Annotated in this window: 11 protein-coding genes and 1 tRNA gene; 2 read left to right on the forward strand and 10 right to left on the reverse strand. The window is 59.2% G+C overall.

Annotation, left to right across the window (positions count from 1 at the left end):
- The 4 genes from GZH79_RS16330 to gabT all read right to left on the reverse strand — a co-directional run bounded on the left by GZH79_RS16330 (position 1) and on the right by gabT (position 6,796).
- Complete coding sequence (locus GZH79_RS16330) at positions 1-1,461, reverse strand: biotin carboxylase (protein WP_211644811.1); 1,461 nt, start codon at positions 1,459-1,461, stop codon at positions 1-3.
- Positions 1,462-1,475: 14 nt separating this feature from the next.
- On the reverse strand, positions 1,476-4,265 hold the full coding sequence (locus tag GZH79_RS16335; protein WP_211644812.1) for an aminotransferase class I/II-fold pyridoxal phosphate-dependent enzyme: 2,790 nt from the start codon (positions 4,263-4,265) through the stop codon (positions 1,476-1,478).
- 73 nt (positions 4,266-4,338) lie between these two features.
- Positions 4,339-5,313, reverse strand: a complete 975-nt coding sequence (locus tag GZH79_RS16340) for a carbon-nitrogen hydrolase family protein (RefSeq protein ID WP_211644813.1) — start codon at positions 5,311-5,313, stop codon at positions 4,339-4,341.
- A 172-nt stretch (positions 5,314-5,485) separates the two neighbouring features.
- Positions 5,486-6,796, reverse strand: coding sequence for a 4-aminobutyrate--2-oxoglutarate transaminase (gabT, locus tag GZH79_RS16345; RefSeq protein WP_249219266.1), 1,311 nt, complete (start codon positions 6,794-6,796; stop codon positions 5,486-5,488).
- Positions 6,797-7,042: 246 nt separating this feature from the next.
- Here gabT and GZH79_RS16350 point away from each other — a divergent pair, with 246 nt between their 5' ends.
- Positions 7,043-7,603, forward strand: a complete 561-nt coding sequence (locus GZH79_RS16350) for a cupin domain-containing protein (RefSeq protein WP_211644815.1) — start codon at positions 7,043-7,045, stop codon at positions 7,601-7,603.
- Here the strand turns inward: GZH79_RS16350 and GZH79_RS16355 are convergent.
- The 4 genes from GZH79_RS16355 to GZH79_RS16370 all read right to left on the reverse strand — a co-directional run bounded on the left by GZH79_RS16355 (position 7,600) and on the right by GZH79_RS16370 (position 12,207).
- A complete protein-coding gene (locus GZH79_RS16355; RefSeq protein ID WP_211644816.1) occupies positions 7,600-8,193 on the reverse strand; it encodes a hypothetical protein in 594 nt (197 codons plus the stop codon). The genes GZH79_RS16350 and GZH79_RS16355 overlap by 4 nt on opposite strands.
- A gap of 47 nt (positions 8,194-8,240) precedes the next feature.
- Positions 8,241-10,133 carry an acyl-CoA synthetase gene (locus tag GZH79_RS16360; protein ID WP_211644817.1) on the reverse strand — a complete coding sequence of 631 codons (1,893 nt, stop codon included), beginning with the start codon at positions 10,131-10,133 and terminating at the stop codon, positions 8,241-8,243.
- Between the two features lie 110 nt (positions 10,134-10,243).
- On the reverse strand, positions 10,244-12,037 hold the full coding sequence (locus tag GZH79_RS16365) for an ABC transporter transmembrane domain-containing protein (RefSeq protein ID WP_211644818.1): 1,794 nt from the start codon (positions 12,035-12,037) through the stop codon (positions 10,244-10,246).
- Between the two features lie 96 nt (positions 12,038-12,133).
- Positions 12,134-12,207, reverse strand: a tRNA-Gly gene (locus GZH79_RS16370).
- Between the two features lie 137 nt (positions 12,208-12,344).
- Here GZH79_RS16370 and GZH79_RS16375 point away from each other — a divergent pair.
- Positions 12,345-12,869, forward strand: coding sequence for a hypothetical protein (locus tag GZH79_RS16375; protein WP_211644819.1), 525 nt, complete (start codon positions 12,345-12,347; stop codon positions 12,867-12,869).
- Here GZH79_RS16375 and GZH79_RS16380 read toward each other — a convergent pair.
- Positions 12,863-13,543, reverse strand: coding sequence for an SOS response-associated peptidase (locus GZH79_RS16380; protein ID WP_211644820.1), 681 nt, complete (start codon positions 13,541-13,543; stop codon positions 12,863-12,865). The genes GZH79_RS16375 and GZH79_RS16380 overlap by 7 nt on opposite strands.
- Before the next feature lie 141 nt (positions 13,544-13,684).
- Positions 13,685-15,244, reverse strand: a complete 1,560-nt coding sequence (locus GZH79_RS16385) for a bifunctional metallophosphatase/5'-nucleotidase (RefSeq protein ID WP_211644821.1) — start codon at positions 15,242-15,244, stop codon at positions 13,685-13,687.
- Positions 15,245-15,276: the final 32 nt, after the last annotated feature.

Below are 15,276 nucleotides of genomic sequence, written 5' to 3' on the forward strand. Positions count from 1 at the left end.
TTACATGATCTTGAAAACAGGTTCGGCGAGCGCTGGACCTGCGGCGGCGACGGGCAGTGGTTTGCCGGTCACTTCCTTTTTGATGCCGTGAATCCATTTTTTGGCACGTTCGTTGAGCATGAAGTTTTTGGTCATCGAACGTCCGCGCGTCACCAGAATGCCGATGTCGGCACCTTCGTAGCGGTAATCGCCCGGTTGCAGGATGCGCAAAAAGAAACATTCGTTTTCGGATTCCACGGCGCGGCGGTGGTAATCGAACCGGTCAAATACGACGCGCCCGTCCTCTGTCATCTTGTAGATGCCAGTTTCCGGCACAGTTTCGCACAGATCGACACTGTCCTGCGTATGCTTGATGACCATCTGGCTCCAGCCGTCGATCATGTCTGGATCGGACCAGCGCGCGTTCAGTTCGTCGACATCAAGGTTGAACTTCTTGCGGCTGAATTCCAGCAGGTGGAACAGAAACAGCGGCGCGTCCGCATGGGCAAAGGCCGCGTGGTTCGTCATCGACGACGCACCCGTGATCCGTGGGTTCAATTCGCCCAGCCACAGATCGCCCGTTTTCTTGTCGATCAGGAAATCAAGCTCGAAGTAGCCGCGATAGCCCTCCTTGCGGAGCTGTTCACCGAATTTGAACGTCAGGTCGCGGGCATGCTGGCGCACCTTGGGCGGAAAGGCGGTCGCCAGAATTTCGTTGCCGCACCAGCCACCGCGATACGGCGTCAGATCCTTGAAACCGACAAGTTCGGTCATCAGCGGACCAACGATGGTGCCCTGCGATGTGGCGCAGGCTTCGATCGCGGACCCACGACAGTCGATCCGTTTCATGATCTTGATTTCGCCTTCCCCCACGATTTCATGCTCGTGGCGGCGGAAATCCTCTTCGGACTTGATAAAGAACGTGGTGTGGCCGCTATCGCCAAAGGCCGATTGCAGCACCAGATCGTGCCCCAGACCGGCCTTTTCGCAGGTGTTGCGCAGGCCTTCGTAGGATTTGACCTCTGCCAGCGTGTTCGGCACGGACGGCACGCCCGCCTTGTTGCCGATCCGGACCGTTTCGATCTTGTTATCCATCTTCTGGCGCAGATTTGCCTTTGGGAACCAGACTTCGCCACCCAGCTCTTTTGCCAGACGTTCGGTTTCTTCGTCGAACATCAGGAAAACGAATTTCGGCTTGCCACCACGTCGCTTGACGAAGTCGATGACTTCCTTGTGCTGCAACAGGTAGTTGTTGATGTCCTCGATCGACTGGAATTCCGCGTGCGGTTGTTCCGACGGGCAAAACACGTTCGGGTGCTTGCCTTCGTAGCAGTCGATATAGGTGATGTATTTGAAATTCTTGACCCATTCGTCCAGCCCCAACAAATTGAAATTGGTGGCCGACACGAAATAGACAGGCTCTTCGTTGCGATGGAAGAACCGCCGGATGTCCGAGATATTCTGAAGAACGGCTTTGGGCATTTAACTTCCTTTATTTATTCGGCGGCGGTTTTCGATGCGGATTTCGGCTTTGCCTTGGATTTGAGTTTCGGTGCGGGATCGCCTTTTTTGTCCTGCAGCGCGCGCAGGGCTTCGGGTGTAAAGATGCGCAGCCCCAGATCGGCGCGATAGCCGTGGATTTCATTCACATCCAACGCCCGCATGAACGCCAGAATTTCACGACTGATGACCTGCCCCGGCACAAGGATGGGGAACCCCGGTGGGTAGGGAATAATGAAACTGGCGGACACAACTTCGCGCCCTTCTTCCAGCGCGTTGTACAGCGTGCCGTCCAAGTCCATGTAATCGCACGATTGTTCATCATATGCGAGGTAATAGGCCGACCGGATGTCACCTTCGGAGCTTTGTAGATCGGTGCGAAAGGCGTCGTGGAAACAGCTGAAGTCGGGCAGCGGCGGATAGTTTTCTGTCAGGTTCGTCACCCGGCGTTCAAATCCCAGCCGTTCCATCTTGCTGGCATCATCCAGCAGATCGTCCAGTGACCGGGCGATTTCGACCAGCACCTCGATCAGATAGGCGACCGACGACCGGGTGGTGCCGATATTGGTCATGAACAGGACCGAATTGCGCGACGTCTTGTTGATCTGGATGCCGTAGCGATCCATCAGGATCTTGGTCTTGAAGGTATCGCCGTCCCAGCCAGTGCCACCAACGGCCAGCGTGACCCGCGTGGCGTCCAACACGAATTCGTCGTTCTGCCAAGCGTCCAGCATATCGACCCAACCGCGTTCCGGGTCGTAATACATTTCGGTCCCGCTTTCACGAAACTCTTCCGGCACCATGTCCGCGACGGTCAGCACGCGGAAATATTTGGCCAAAAGCGGGTGCGTTGAAATCGCGCGGCGCATTGCCATCGCAGCTTCCAGCTGGCGCTGGACGAATTCGAAACCTTCCAGTTCGACCTGCCGCCGACCCACGTCCAAAGACGCAATGATCTGGTAGTTCGGCGACGTAGAGGTGTGCGTCATATAGGCTTCGTGAAACGCCTGTTCGACCTCGCCTTTGAAATCGCTGTCGTTGACGTGGATCATGCTGCCCTGCCGCAGCGCGGTCAGCGTCTTGTGTGTGGATTGCGTGGTGTAGACGCGCACACGTGCATGCGGCGGTGCGATCAGACGGGCATCCAGCAGGTCGTCCTGCGACGCATTGGCCAGCAATTCCTGTTGTGCGGCATAACTACGGGCGTGCTCTTCGGACCGAAGGCGCACGCGCATCTTGTTGGCGGCGCGCATCCCCGTGCGCTTGCGATAGGTCGGGTTGAACCGGGCAAAGGCAAACCATGCCTCGTCCCACAGGAAAATCAGGTCCGGCTTGATCGCCAGACATTCTTCCATGACCCGTTCGACATTGTAGACGATCCCATCGAAGGTGCAGTTCGTCAGCAACAGCATGCGCACGCGGTCCAGCTTGCCCGCCGCCTTGAGCACCAGAAGCTGCTTTTTAATCTCGCGCAGGGGCACAGCCCCGTACATCGAATATTCGTTCAGCGGATAACTGTCGAGGTAACAGACCTGCGCGCCTGCCAGCACCAGACCGTAATGATGCGACTTGTGACAGTCGCGGTCCACCAGAACGATGTCATCGGGTTTGATCAGCGCCTGCACCACGATCTTGTTGCAGGTCGATGTGCCGTTGGTGGCGAAAAACGTCTGTTTCGATCCGAATGCCCGGGCCGCGAGTTCCTGCGCCTCTTTGATTGTGCCGTGCGGTTCCAGAAGGCTGTCCAACCCGCCTGACGTGGCAGAGGTTTCGGCCAGAAAGATATTGGGCCCGTAAAACGCGCCCATGTCCTGAATCCAGTGCGACCGGGTGATCGACTTGCCCCGGCTGATCGGCATGGCGTGAAACACGCCTGTCGGTTGTTTGGAATATTCCGTCAGTGCCGTGAAGAACGGCGTTTTATACCGCGCCTGCACACCGCGCAGGATGTTCAGGTGTAATTCGACGAAATCTTCCTGATTGTAGAATACGCGACGGCAAACGCCCAGATCGGTGCCTGCAATTGCTTCGACCGACCGTTCCGTGACCAGATAGGCGTCCAGTTCCGGGCGCACGTCGTCGATCAGGCGGCACAGGGCCGGGCCGTAATCTTCGGGGCCAAGGTCGTTCAGATGGTCGATTTCCGCGATTCCACGCAAAAACCGTTCAAGGATCGGATGGTCCTGCTTAGTGCGCAGCGTCACACCCGGGCGCACGACGATGGCTTGGATGTTGTGATTGAACAGGACCGCGATCAGCGCGTCTTCGACCGATGGGACAACCACCGCTTCGTAGATGAACGCGTCTTCGGCGCGGCGCATCGAATGCACATTGGCTTTCAGCCAGCGTTCCTGCTGCTCGTTCACCTCGTCCACGATCAGCACTTCGAAATAGGGCTTTGTCATGGCCCGCATTTCGGGGCTGAGCATCGCTTCGTCGTCGTGTTCTTCGCGGTCGGCGGTATCGGCCTGATCCAGCGGGATGTGGCGCCTGCGGTATGCGCCGGTTGTCAGCGCGCGTGCGACCCGGTGCACAGCGAACGCCAGCTCGGCAAAGCTGTTGTGGTTGAACTGGCGGCGCATGTAGTCAAAATCCTGCATGCCCGGGAACGCCCAGTATGGTTCGATTTCGGCCAGTTGCGAGAAAAGCTCGTCCGCGCGGCTGCGTAGGTTGGGTGAAATCTTGGCCGGCGCTTCTCTGGACAGTTGTGCGGTGACATCGCGGAGCGCGCTCCATCGGTCCGACCGCAACTGGGTTGCAGAGTAGTACTCGGTGACTGAATTCATCCGTTTATCCTCGTCCTTTTGGGTGCGGGACGCCGATCTGTGGCGCTGCCGACGTTTCGGCAGCGCATCGCCGCTACTGGTTCTTTATACCTTGATGCAGGTAACCGCCCCCTGCAACACCTAGCGCGGGGGTATCTAATTCAAGCGGCACGTCCGCTTCACTTACAGGATCGACATGCAGACCCGCACGTGTGCCCTGATGCGGAATTTCAAGTGGTCCCAATGTTTTAAGAAAATCATCGCGGCCTGACGTACGATCATACACATCGAAATCGACATCGCGGTCGCGGAACGATTTAAGCACCTGTCCCAGACCCTTCATCCCGGTTTCACGCTGGCGGCGAACCATGTCCAGATCAACCTCGATCGGGAACATGTCTTCCTGACCGCCCGACTGGTGCAGCACCATGGATGTCGGATCGACCACGCAGGATTTCCCGATCCCGCCCGACCCCAAACCGTTCACATCGATGACGTAGCATTGGAACTGCGCGGCCGTGGCGCGCGCAATGGCCAGTTCCGCATCGCGGTCGGTGGTGCCGGTCAGGACCGGATGCAGCAGCACCTCGACCCCTTGGGATGTCAGTTGGCGTGTCGTTTCGGGGAACCACATATCGTAACAGATCGACAAACCGAAACGTCCGACATCCGGCACGTCGAACACGCAAAATTCGGTGCCAGCAGCAATTCCGGCTTCGTAAGGGCGGAACGGGAACATCTTTGCATATTGCCGGATGACGTTGCCATCGGGGTCGATCACATAAGATGTGTTCAGAATGCGCCCGTCTTCCTGGCGGATGAACATCGAACCGGGGATCAACCAGACGCGATGACGGCGCGCAGCTTCGCAGAACCGGGACAGCGTGTCATTCTGGGGCGGCAACGCAAATTTATCCAGCGGGCCATAGGGCGCCAATTCGGAAAACAGGACCATCTGGGTCCACGGAAAGCGGGCCATCAGAACATCAAGGCGCTGGATCATACCTTCGATATTGGGTTGCAGGGCCTGCACGTACATCTGCACGCCAGCGATTGCGAAAGGGGTCATGTCGATATCTCTTTGATTGCGCGGGATGCGCTTGAGGCCGATCTTAACCGGACAAACCCAGAACTTAAACCGGATAGCGCGTGATCACGGGATAATGCACCCGCGTTACAACCCAAACAGGCGATAGGGGCAGGTCTTTTGACCCGCCCCACATGCCATTCAGCCTGTCGCGTCAGGCGTGCTGCTCGGCCACGGCGGCCTGAAGCGCTGCTTCGAAAATGGCCAGACCTTCTTCGATGATTGCGTCGGACGCGGTCAGCGGCACCATGATCCGCAGGGCATTGCCATGCAGGCCACAGGACAGCAGCAGCAGGCCGCGGTCCAGCGCGTGCGCCACCACGCGTTTTGTCAGGTCCGCATCCGGTGTGGCGGTGGCAAAGTCGGTGACGAATTCCACCGCGACCATGCCGCCCAGACCACGGATGTCCCACATCCGGTAAGGTGCGGATCGTGCGCCGATTTCCGCGAACTTCACTTTGAAGTGATCGCCCAGTGCCGTGGAACGTTCCAACAGGCCTTCTTCTGCGATCACGTCGATGGCGGCCAGTGCGGCGGCACAGGCCACCGGGTTCCCGCCATAGGTGCCACCCAGACCACCGGGGATCATGGCGTCCATCACCTCTGCCCGGCCAATGACACCGGCCAGCGGGTAACCGCCCGCCAGTGATTTTGCCACGGTGATCAGGTCAGGCACGACGCCGGAATGTTCAATGGCGAACCATTTGCCGGTCCGGCCAAAGCCCGCCTGGATTTCATCCGCGATCAACATGATACCGTGCTGGTCGCACAGCGCCCGCAGCGCCTGCATCATTTCAAATGGCACGGGGGTATAACCGCCCTCGCCCAGCACGGGTTCGATGATGATGGCAGCGATCCGTTCGGGCTGTGCGTCGGTCAGCATCAGGTTGCGCAGTCCGGTCAGTGCGTCCTGCACACTGATGCCGTCACGCTGCGACGGGAACGGCGCGCGGTAGATGTCGGACGGGAACGGGCCCACGTCTTTTTTGTAGGGGCTGATCTTGCCGGTCATGCCCAGTGTCAGCAACGTGCGGCCGTGATAACCGCCGGTAAAGGCGATGATACCAGGACGGCCTGTTGCGGCGCGCGCAATTTTGACGGCGTTTTCCACGGCTTCGGCGCCGGTCGTGACCAGCAGCGTCTTTTTGGCATGGTCGCCCGGCGCCAGTTCGTTCAGACGTTCCGCCAGTTCGATGTAGGGCGCGTAGGGCATCACCTGAAAAGAGGTGTGGGTATAAAGATCTTCCTGCGCCTTGGCGGCTGCGACCACGCGTGGATGACGGTGGCCGGTGTTCAGCACCGCGATCCCGCCGACAAAGTCGACATAACGATTGCCTTCGACGTCCCAGACTTCGGCGTTTTCGGCAAAGCTGGCGAACACCGGTGCTGCGGATGCGACACCGCGCGGCACGGCGGCCTGACGGCGTTTTAAAAGCTCTGCGTTCGACTGCGCTTCGAACGGCATATCGCGCACCACCTTCAGGTCGGTGCGGGCCGTCGATGATGTGTTGGCGGTTTTCTTTGGGGTCTTCGTCGTCTGTTTTTTCTGTGCCATGCGACAGTCCTTCCGCAAGCGAGAGAGGTGAGCGTTGAATATCAGTGACGCCTGTTGATTATTCTTGTCAACGCAATTCAGAGGGTCTGCGTTCCCGCTTGTTTTCCGGTGTCGTTTGCAGTCTTTGAGGTGTCGGAAATATCGGGATTTGCAGGCATGGATATCGGTGAACGACTGCGGCAGTTGCGCGAACGTCACGGTCTGTCCCAGCGCGAACTGGCCAGCCGCGCTGGACTGACGAACGGGACCATTTCCCTGATCGAAAAGAATCGCACATCGCCGTCGGTGGCATCGCTGAAATCACTGCTGGATGCCTTTCCGATTTCGATGGGCGATTTCTTTGCCCCACTCGAAGACGCGGCACCTGCGCGGCATTTCTACACGGCAGACCAGTTCACCGAAATTGCACCGCAAGACGACGCGCCCGGTCCGCATGTTTCATTGCGGCAGCTGGGACGCGCGGCGGATCATGCCCTGCAGATCCTGCACGAAACCTATCCCCCCGGCGCGGATACCGGACCCGAACCCCTGCAACACACCGGAGAAGAGGCCGGGATCGTCGTGCGCGGCGCGATAGAGGTCACGGTGGACGGCGTGTCGCAGGTTTTACAACCGGGCGACGGCTATCTGTTCGACAGCCGCCTGCCGCACAGGTTCCGCAACTGCGGCACGACAGAATGTGTCGTGATCAGCGCCTGCACACCGCCGACGTTCTAGCGGCAGATGCGGGCCTGCGGGTCCAGTTTGACGTATTCGCGCGCGCGAATGGACACCAGATCGTCGTTCGGCACGAACTGCCATTCTTTCACGAACCGTTCCTTGATGCCGCCGCGCAGATATTTGGCGATCTGTTCATTGCCGACAAAGCCGCGATTGACGTTGGAACTGTGAAAACCGATCCGCAGTTTCGGACCCAGACAGGCATTGGGCAGGGTTGTAAAGATGACGCAGGCCGACCGGCATGACCCACGGATTTCCACAGGACCACCCCACTGGCGCAGCATTTCGCGGTCCGCTTCGGCACTGATGATCTGGCCACCGCCGTCGCGCGCGATGACATAGACCTCTCCGTCGCGGGGGGCGGGCCGTCGGTCGGTGCAGAGCCCCAGATCACACAGCATACCCGTCAGCGCACCAGAGGTCTGGCCACGGCGCGCGACCCCGCTGGATTGTTCCGGCGAAGCGGCCACTTGCGTGTTCAGCGCGGCGACGTCCTCTGGGCTACAGGCGGACAAGACCGCGACACAGGTAAGTGCAGCGATCCGTACGAGGTTGGTACGGGTCAGGACACGATTGAAAAGCGACATGACAAAGGCCTTTGACTGAAAAGCGGGGCGGCATTGCGCCGTCCCGTTCATGAGTCGACCATATCCCAAGCCACCGTGTATTCCGATAGCACGCGGGCGATATCCTCTTTGGACGCGCCATCGCTGTCGATATGGGCGACCAGACCCAGCTTTTTATCTTCTGTCACCGATCCGACCCGCGCTGCGACACCGCGTTCGGCCAATGCCGCATCATAGACGCGGGTGATCGCACGTTTGCGCAGGTCCGGCTTGAAAATCTTGCCGACTGCGGTTTTCGGCAGTTCGTCCAGAATTTCCAGATGCTTTGGAAATGCCGCGCGTTCATTAATCTTGTCACGCGCAAAGGTCATCAATTCCGCTTCGGTCACTTTGGCCCCGTCCACCAGTTCGACATAGGCGCAGGGCAATTCGCCCGCATGGCTGTCGGGCTGGCCGATGGCACCACAGAACGCGACTGCGTCATGCCCCGCCAGTGCTTCTTCGATTTCGGCGGGGTCGATGTTGTGGCCGCCGCGAATGATCAGATCCTTTGCACGACCGGTGATCCAGACGTATCCATCCGCATCCACGCGTCCCAGATCGCCAGTCCGCAGGTATTCGGATTGGTCGGTTTCGCCTGCATAGAACAGGTTCTTGTTCTTGTCGGCTTCGGTATAGGTGTGTCCCTTGAACACGCCGGGGCTGGCCACGCAGATTTCACCAATTTCGTCGACACCGCATTCTTCATGCGTTTCGACCGACATGATCTTGACCTTGGTATAGGGGAAAGGAATGCCGATGGACCCGACCTTCTTTTCGCCAGCGGGCGGATTGATCGACACAAGACAGGTCGCTTCGGTCAGGCCGTAGCCTTCGCAGATCGTGATTCCGGCGGCTTCTTCGAAGCGGCGATACAATTCCAGCGGCAGCGGCGCGGACCCACAGAACGCCAGTTTCAGCGACGAAATATCTGCGTCCACCTTGCGCTGCATCAGCGCGGACATCGCGGTGGGCACGGTGATCATGAACGTCACGCGGTAGCGTTCCACCAGTTTCCAGAAATTGTCGAAAACCCCGTCGCCACGGTAGCCCTGCGGCGTCGGGAATACGACATGCGCCCCCGATCCAAGCGAGGCACCCAGCGATACGATGGCCGCAAAGACGTGAAACATCGGCAGCGGGCAGATCTGCACGTCGTTTTCGGTGAACAACAGCCGCGCGCCCAGCCATGCGTTATAAACGATGCCCGAGTATCTGTGTTGTGCGACCTTTGGCATGCCGGTCGTCCCACCGGTGTGGAAATAGGCGGCAATCCGGTCGGTCGGGCTATCCATGAACTGCAATTCGGTCGACTGGCGTGACACCGATTTGTCAAAGGCTGTGACCTTTGCTTTGTGTTCGACGGGGTTTTTGGGCCGGATCAGCGGCACGATCAGCTTTTTGGCACCGGTCAGGTAACGGTGCAGATCGACCTCGACCACGTGTTTGACGTTGGGGGCCAGCGCCACGGCGGCGGCGGCCTTTTGCGCGACATCGGTCTTTGGAAAGCTGCGCAGCGTCACCAGAACCTTTGCATCTGTTTCACGCAGGATCGCGGCGATCTGTTCGGGTTCCAGCAACGGGTTGATCGGGTTCACGATCCCCGCCACCTGCCCGCCCAGATAGGTCAGCACCGCTTCGGAACAGTTCGGCAGCATAAAGGCGACAACATCACCTTCTTTGATACCCAGGCTGCGGAACAGGTTGGCCGTCTGAGTCACGCGATCCTTGAGTTGCGACCATGTAAATGTCTCTGCCGGGTCTTTGGGACCGGAAAACAGCTGGAACGTGACCGCCGGGCGGTCTGGGAATCGGGCGGCAGTCTGCGAAAGTTGGGCATAGGTCGTAACCGGCAGGTCACGGTCCCCCCACGAGACTTCCTGTTCAATCGCATTGCGGTCCGCAAGTCCGGCATAACCCATGGCTGTCCCTCCCAAGACGTCTTTACCGGCTGCCCGGTCATTTATTTTGCTGGCTTGGACGATGGACGCAGTTAGGGGGGCAGCGCAAGACTGACGCCGCGCCATTTCTGCTATTCGGCTGCCATGCCTTCGGTGAATTGCAACCGTGCGAGTCGGGCATAAAGCCCGTTTTCCATCACAAGGCTGTCGTGGGTGCCGGTTGCCACGATGCGGCCCCCGTCAAACACGACGATGCGATCAGCCTTTTTCACCGTCGCCAGACGGTGCGCCACGATCAGCGTGGTGCGGCTGCGGGCCAGATCATCGACCGCCTGTTGCACCAGACGTTCGCTTTGCGCGTCCAGCGCGCTGGTGGCTTCGTCCAGCAACAGGATCGGTGCGTCGCGCAGGATTGCGCGCGCAATGGCGATTCGCTGTTTCTGCCCACCGGACAGCATCACACCACGTTCGCCCACATAGGAATCGTAACCTTCGGGCAAGGCGGTCAGGAAATCATGCGCGGCGGCGGCGCGTGCGGCGTCTTCGACCTCGGCGTCAGTGGCGTCGGGCCTGCCGAACCGGATGTTTTCACGCGCGGTATCGGCAAAAATCACCGGGTCCTGCGGCACCAGCGCCACCTGTGCGCGGAACGCGGCACGGGTCATGTCGCGCAGATCGACACCGTCCATCGTGATGGCGCCGTCGGTCGGATCGTAAAAGCGTTGCAACAGCTGAATGATCGTTGTCTTGCCCGCACCGGACGGACCGACCAGCGCGACTGTTTCACCCGGCTGCACATCCAGACTGACATGGTCCAGCGCCGCAATGCTGGGCCGCCCCGGATACCGGAATGTCACGTCATCGAACACGATATGCCCGGTCCGCAGGTTCCCGACGGGTTTCGGATCAGCCGGGTCCTGCACCGCGTCACGCGATTCAAGCAGTTCGACCAGACGTTCGGTCGCCCCCGCCGCGCGTTGCAATTCGCCCCAGATTTCGGTCAGCGCGCCAACGGCCCCCGCGACCATCACGGAATAGATCACGAACTGCACCAATTCGCCCACGCTCATGATACCGGTGCGCACGTCGCGCGCACCCATCCACAGCACGCCAACGATGCCCGCAAAGATCAGAAAGATTACGATGGCGGTCATCCATGCGCGCACGCCGATCCGCCGCCGCGCCGCGATAAACGATTTTTCGGTCACATCCCAGAACGCATGACGACTGCGGGATTCGTGGGTGAATGCCTGAACGGTCTGCACGGACAACAGCGCCTCTGACGCGGAACCAGAGCTTTGGGCGATCCAATCCTGATTTTCACGGCTCAGCACCCGCAAGCGCCGCCCCAGCAGCACGATGGGCACGATCACGGCGGGCACCAACAACAGCACCATGCCCGTCAATTTGGCAGAGGTGAACATCATCAACACCAGACCGCCAAAGAAAATCAGCACGTTCCGCAGCGCCACCGACACGGACGATCCGATCACCGATAGGATCAGCGTGGTGTCGGTCGTGATGCGGCTCAGCACTTCTCCGGTCATGATCTTTTCGAAAAATGCGGGCGACATGCCGATCATGCGGTCAAACACCGCTACGCGAATATCGGCCACGACCCGTTCGCCCAGCCGCGTCACAAGGTAATATCGCAGTGCCGTTCCCAGTGCGAGCAGGACCGCAATCCCCATGGCGGCTGCAAAATAGCCGTCCAGCAATACCGCGGAAGAGGCATCAAAATTATCGACGACCCGCCTGACGGCCAGCGGCAACACCAAGGATACGATCGCGGTCAGCACCAATGCCGCACCCGCCAGCGCCATCATCAACCGATACGGCCACAGGAACGGCAACAACTGCCGCAGCGCGCCCATGTTACGTGATTTTTCCCGCTCTGTCTCTGCGGTTTTGGGATGATCTGCCATGTCTTAGGTCCCCTTGCCCGAAAGCACATAAAAGGATGGGCAACAGGACACAAGCGACGACGGCTGCGACCATAGGACAGGCTGTATCGGAAAAGCTGGAGCGGGCGACGGGAATCGAACCCGTGTCATCAGCTTGGAAGGCTGAGGTCTTACCATTACACAACGCCCGCTTTGCGCTGTACGAACTCTATATCGTGGCCGCGACTGACAGTGCAAGCCCGTCCCGGGTCATAAAATCGCCCGATTAGGTGATTACCGCTTGGTAAAGGCCCGCAAGACCACTGGGCGAATGACACGTAGGTAGACCATGAAAAACGCCCTTCGGACCCTGATCTGCGGTCTTGTGCTGGCCCCGGGCCTGTTGCTTGCCCAAACTGCGACGCAGGCCTGTGATGTGAACGACGAAATCTTTACCATTCAGGATCAGGGCATCCTTCCGCCACAGATCTATTTTGAAAACCTTTCCGGCGCATGGGATTCGAGTCAGGTGGATATCTGCTTTGTGAACCAGTCATTCCGCGACGTTCATTTGCGTTACCTGAACCCCACTGGAAACAAGGTTTATACGCCCAACATTCCCAGGGGGCAGACCTCTGCGATCCTGCTGGACAAGGCGCCGTCCGAAATCCGTGCGGTCGATGTGGAAGACGTCACCACAACGACAAGCTATGCGTGCGGCACAGAAGAGGTTCGGGTCTGCTATTGGTTCTGGTGCACATGGGAAACGCGAACGGTCTATTGTGAAGAAACGACGACCGAACAAGTCGAAACCGTTTACACCGATATGCGTCCGGGACGGCTGATTCAGGGGCCGGTCAATCTGAGCTATTGATCGTGCGCGTCCGGATCGATGGGCACAATCAGGTCCGGACCGCTGGCACGGTTTGAATTGACCGCCGTGCCAACCCGCGTGAAATGCAGCGCATCATCCGCAACCTGTGTCATCAACGTCGCGGCACCGTGCCCCTGTTCGCCCAACCATTTGCCCCAGTCGCCCGGTGACAGGATCACGGGCAGCCGGTGGTGGATCGGTTCCATCGCGGCGTTCGCGGCACAGGTCACAATGGCGCAGGTGGCCATCGCGGACCCGTCGCGGTCCCAGTCCTGCCAGATGCCCGCAAACGCCATCGGGGCCGCATCAGCGCGCGTGATATACCACGGCAATGGCTTTTCGCCCGCGATCCGTTTCCATTCATAAAACCCCGATGCGACGATCAGACAGCGCCGCGTCCGGGCCGCCTGCCGGAATGCGGGTTTGGTGGCGATGGTTTCCGACCGCGCATTGATCAGCAACGGACCATCCGTCGGGCTGTCGTACCAATGGGGGATGAACCCCCACCGCATCGGGCGCAACCGCCGCAGGCCATCGTCACTGGTGACGGTATGCACCTGCACCGTAGGGCAGACGTTGTAATTCGGCACGTCTGGCAGATCGTTCGACGCCACCGCGTCAAAGACCTGCGCCATCGCCGCGTGGGGCAGTGTTATGGCCATGCGTCCGCACATGGCAAAACGCTAGGACATCCGACGCGCACTGACCAGCCGGTGCATACAGACAACAGGGTCACGGTCTTTTCTCCGTCACAGTAAACGCAAACGCCCCGGCCAATGACCGGGGCGCAGCATCCGTCCAGATGGATCAGCGCATCAGTTCATCGTGATGCGGCCATCGGTATAGGGTGTATAGGTGCCACCCAGATTGGCGATGTATTCAGCCACCACGTCAGCCACGTCCGGCCCGAAATCATAGGCGTCTTCGGCATTCTGGAACATCGTGTAGCCGTCACCACCGTTGCGGACAAAGTTGTTGCTGACCAAACCATAGGTCTGCGACGGATCGATGGCCGCGCCGCCAACCATCACGTTCGACACGCGGCTGCCGACTTCGGCTGTTGGATCAACCTCGAATGTCATGCCCGCGACCTGCGGAAAACGACCACTGCCGTCTGCAATCTGGCTGACGCCGTTTTCCAGTGCTTCCATCAATTGTTCGCCCGTCACCCGGAAGGTGGACAACGTGTTCTGGAACGGCAGCACGGTCAGCACTTCACCCTTGGTGATTTCGCCTGCGTCGATACTGGCCCGGATACCGCCAGAGTTGGTAAATGCCACGGCGATGCCCTGATCCTGCACACGGTCCAGCATCGCATCGGCAATCAGATTGCCGCCCGAACATTCCATCGCACGGCAAACATCGCGGTTGCCTTCGATTGCGTCGGTCGTCTCACCGACGACTTCGTTGCGGATTTCCTCCAACGGCTGGGCCAGTTCCGCGATCCGGTCGACGGTGGCCGTATCTTCGGTGACGCCGCCATCCATCAGGATGGGCTGACCGGCGGCTTCCGTAATCACCCCGTCGTCGTCAAAGGTGACATTCAGTTCGCCCAGGAATTTACCGTAGGCATAGGCCTGCACGATCGCAGTCCCGTTCACCATCGTCGGATAAGGCCCCTTTGCCCCGTCCATATTGCCCAGCAGGCTGTTGTCATGACCGCCGACGATCACATCGACACCAGTGGTGTTGGCCGCGACATCCTGATCGATGCCATAACCGGAATGCGACAGCACGATAATCTTGTTCACGCCATCGGCCGTCAGCGCATCAACCTGCGCCTGCACCGCATCGGCAGGCTGGGTAAAGATGATATTTCCACCGGGGTTGGACAATTCACCGGTATTTTCAGGGGTCAGGCCGATCAGGCCAATCCGTTCGCCACCGCGTTCGATGACTGTGGATTTCATGATCTTGTCGGACAGCAAGTCTTCGCCGCTGACATCGGCGTTCGACATCAGGACGGGGAATTCGACCGCATCGATAAAGGCGGCCAGCACTTCGGGGCCGTCGTCGAATTCGTGGTTGCCCACGGTCATCGCGTCGTAACCCAGCTTGTTCATGAATTCTGCGGTCATCTCGCCCTTATACAGGGTATAGAACAACGTGCCCTGAAACTGGTCGCCGCCATCCACAAGGATCGTGTTGTTGGACCGGCTGCGCGCCTCTTCCAGTGCGGTCTGCAACCGGGCTGCACCACCGAAACATTCACCGGCTGCATTGTCTTCTGCAGAACAGGGGCCATCGTACTGGCTGATCGGTTCATAACGGTCGTGGAAATCGTTCGTGTGCAGAATCGTCAGATTGTATTCCGCCTGTGCCGCCCCGGCCGTCAGGGCCAGCAAGCAGGTCGTTGTCAGGATGCGAGTCATCATCGTTTTCCCAGATGTAAGGTTTACTGTCAAAA

It is taken from the genome of Loktanella sp. SALINAS62, from assembly GCF_018263905.1.
In the GTDB taxonomy this organism is placed as follows: domain Bacteria; phylum Pseudomonadota; class Alphaproteobacteria; order Rhodobacterales; family Rhodobacteraceae; genus Loktanella.